This window comes from Intestinibacter sp. (assembly GCF_034113885.1).
In the GTDB taxonomy this organism is placed as follows: domain Bacteria; phylum Bacillota; class Clostridia; order Peptostreptococcales; family Peptostreptococcaceae; genus Intestinibacter.
Window position 1 is genome coordinate 1 of record NZ_JAXEWM010000100.1, and the last position, 2,723, is coordinate 2,723.

The window sequence follows — 2,723 nt, forward strand, 5'->3', positions numbered from 1 at the left end:
AAGCAGGTTATAGACTTTGAGGAACTGACTTCTAGAGGGTTATTTGGTATTTTTGGAAAAACTGGAAGTGGTAAATCAACTATACTAGACGCAATTACTATAGCCATGTATGGAAATATATCTAGAGATACAAATGAATATATAAATACAGCCTGCAATAGAGCTGTAATAAGATATGTATTTGAAATAGGAAATAAGCACAATAAAAAGAGATACGAGGTCGAAAGAATTTTAAATAGAAATAAATCAGGCGCTGCCAATTCATACAGTGCCACACTAGTCGAAATACACGACAATGGAAATAAAACAGTCATAGCAGAGAAAAAAACTCAAGTAGACAAGGCGATTGTGGATATAGTAGGTCTTACTTCATCTGATTTTACTAGATCAGTAGTTTTGCCACAGGGTAAGTTTAGTGAATTTCTACAATTAGACGACAGCAAGAGAAGAGAAATGCTCGAGAGAATCTTCAACCTTGAAAAATACGGAAAATCTTTAACTGAAAAGGTTAAAAAAAGAAGAGATTCAAAGATTGTAGAAATAGAGGTTTTAGAAAACAGCCTTTTACAATATGAAGGAACTACTCAAGAGGTATTTGATGAAACATATAAGGCTTTGACAGAGCTTCAAGCTACTTCTAGAAACAAAAAAAGAGAATTAGAAGATACAGAGAAGAAATACAACGAATATAGAGAAGTTATAGGATATCAACAATCCTTAGAGGAAAAGGAAAATAGAAAAGCTAAGTTAGATCAAAAGATCGATGAAATACAAGCAAGCAAGGTTAAAATCGAACGCTCAGGACATGCAAAAATAGTAGATCCTCATATAAAAAATGTACAGGATTTTGAAAAATCTATATCTGAGTACAGCTTGACATTGGAAAATTTAAATCGCCAATTTACAGAGTCTAATAGAGAATATGAATCTACCAAAGTCAGATATGAACAAGCTCAAAAAGAAAAGGACAGCAAGCTAGAAGGCTTGATAGCTAGTAAACAAAAATTTGAGAGAGCTATAATAATAGAAAATCAAATAAAAGAAGTATTATCTGAAATAGAATCCTTAAAAGCAAAGGTTTACGATTTTGGTAGAGAGAAATCTTCACTAGATAGAGAAATAAGTGGATTAGAGGAGCAAAATTCTAAAATAAATAGTTCAATCAAGGAAAATGAAAATAAAATATCTTCATTGAAGACGAGTGAAGATTTTAAAGAAAAGGTGTACAAAGCTTTTGAAGTTGAAAGAGAATACTTGAGAGTTAAAAAGGAATTTGAAGAAAATAAACAAAATATACCAGTTTTATCTAAGGAATTAGACGATTTAAAGAGTCAATTTGGTTATATACAAAATTCAACTAAGGATGCAAAGCTTAAGCTGAAAAATATAAATCAAAAATACGATATTTTAGTTTCAAAATGTCCAGGGACTAACGACGAGATAGTTTTAAAATCAAATAAAGCCTTGACTTTAAAATCTCTATACGATAAAACTGTACAAAATGAAAACAAGCTAAATCAGCTTCAAGAAAAATTAAACAAGGACAAAGAGGAAAAATATAAAGTAGATAGAGAGATAAAATCACTAAAAGAATCTATTGAAAAGTATAAAAATGAAAAGTCGAGCTTAGAAAAAGATTTAAACGAAGAAAAATTCCTAAACTTGGCAAATGAATTAAAAAGTGGTTTACAAGATGGAAGTCCTTGCCCAGTTTGTGGTTCTATCCACCATCCAGATTCACATGTAGTAAACAACAACGAAAAAATAGACTACATAGGATCTCAAATCATAAAAATTGAAGAAAAGATAAACGCTCAAAATAAAAAATACGACGAAGCTATAAGAGTGCAAAGTAAGTTGACTAGTACTATAAGCATGACTGAAGAATCAATATCAGAGGTCAAGTCTGAAATTGGCGATTTAAAATCAATAGATTTGAATAAGGATCTAAATCTTTTATCGAAGGAAGTAATATCCTTAAGAGAAAAAATTGAAGACTGGACAAAAACAAAGGAAAATTTAGAAAAAGAAATAAAAGAATTAGAACAAATAAAAAATAAAAAGGAAAAAGAAGAGATAGAATTAAACAAAGATATTGTAAATAAAAGCGACAATTTAAAATACTTAAAGGAAAACGTAGAAAAAATAAATAAAAACTACGATTCGCTAAAACAACAGTATTTATATATGATATCTAGTCTAAAAATAGAAAACCTAAAAGAAAAGGTAGAAGAGATAAATAAAAATTCTAGAATTATAGAGGAAATAGACCAAAAGAACTCAGTTTTAAAGGATAAAAAGGAAGCAATAGAGTTGAATTTAAAGGAAAAAAGAGATTTATTTACGCAAATAGATAAAAATATATCTAATTTAAACAAGGAAAATGAAAGTAATTTAAAGGATAAATCTCAAAAAGAAGCTGAATTCAACTCTATAACAAAGGGTCAAAATCCAAAATACCTTTTAGATAATATAATAGACGAAATAAATAGAATAACTTCAACAGAGGCGAAATTAAGGGTTCAAGTTGAGGACGAAAAATATAAAAATGAAAAGCTAAAATCAAAAATAAGTGAACTAAAAGGTAAATTAGAAGAATCACAAATTAAATACAAATCTTCAAAGGTGACTTTAAACGAGCTTTTATTTGAATATAAATTTGAGAGCATTTACGCCGTAAAAAATTCGCTTATAGATGAAGAGGAAAGAGAACGACTAAAGGA

1 protein-coding gene is annotated in these 2,723 nt (G+C 29.0%); it reads left to right on the top strand.

Features of this window, described 5'->3' with window-relative positions; translation table 11 throughout:
* On the top strand, positions 1-2,723 hold a 2,723-nt coding region (locus tag SPD90_RS05915), incomplete at both ends, for an SMC family ATPase (RefSeq protein WP_320924624.1).